The 451-nt window shown below is 48.6% G+C and carries 2 tRNA genes; both read left to right on the forward strand.

The features are described from left to right. Window positions 1–110 precede the first annotated feature (110 nt). A tRNA-Ile gene (locus FS777_RS21275) sits at window positions 111–187 on the forward strand. A 24-nt stretch (window positions 188–211) separates the two neighbouring features. Continuing rightward, a tRNA-Ala gene (locus FS777_RS21280) sits at window positions 212–287 on the forward strand. Window positions 288–451 lie beyond the last annotated feature (164 nt).

The raw sequence follows: 451 nt of genomic DNA on the forward strand, positions 1-451 counted from the left end.
AACCTGCGGCTGGATCACCTCCTTAATCGACGACATCAGCCTGCTGATGAGCTCCCACACGAATTGCTTGATTCATTGTAAAAGACGATGTTGTAAAGCGACCCTGTTATAGGTCTGTAGCTCAGTTGGTTAGAGCGCACCCCTGATAAGGGTGAGGTCGGCAGTTCAAATCTGCCCAGACCTACCATTACTTGGTTCAGCCGTAGAATACGGGGCCATAGCTCAGCTGGGAGAGCGCCTGCCTTGCACGCAGGAGGTCAGCGGTTCGATCCCGCTTGGCTCCACCAATCCTTCAGGCTTCAGGTTTGCAGCACTGTTCAGAACACAGAAATGAACATTCCAGCGTGAATGTTGATTTCTGACTTTTGTCAGATCGTTCTTTAAAAATTCGGATATGTGATAGAAATAGACTGAAGACCAGTTTCACTGCTGGAATTCAGGCTAAGGTAAA

Source organism: Pseudomonas sp. DE0157, assembly GCF_007678615.1.
In the GTDB taxonomy this organism is placed as follows: domain Bacteria; phylum Pseudomonadota; class Gammaproteobacteria; order Pseudomonadales; family Pseudomonadaceae; genus Aquipseudomonas; species Aquipseudomonas parafulva_B.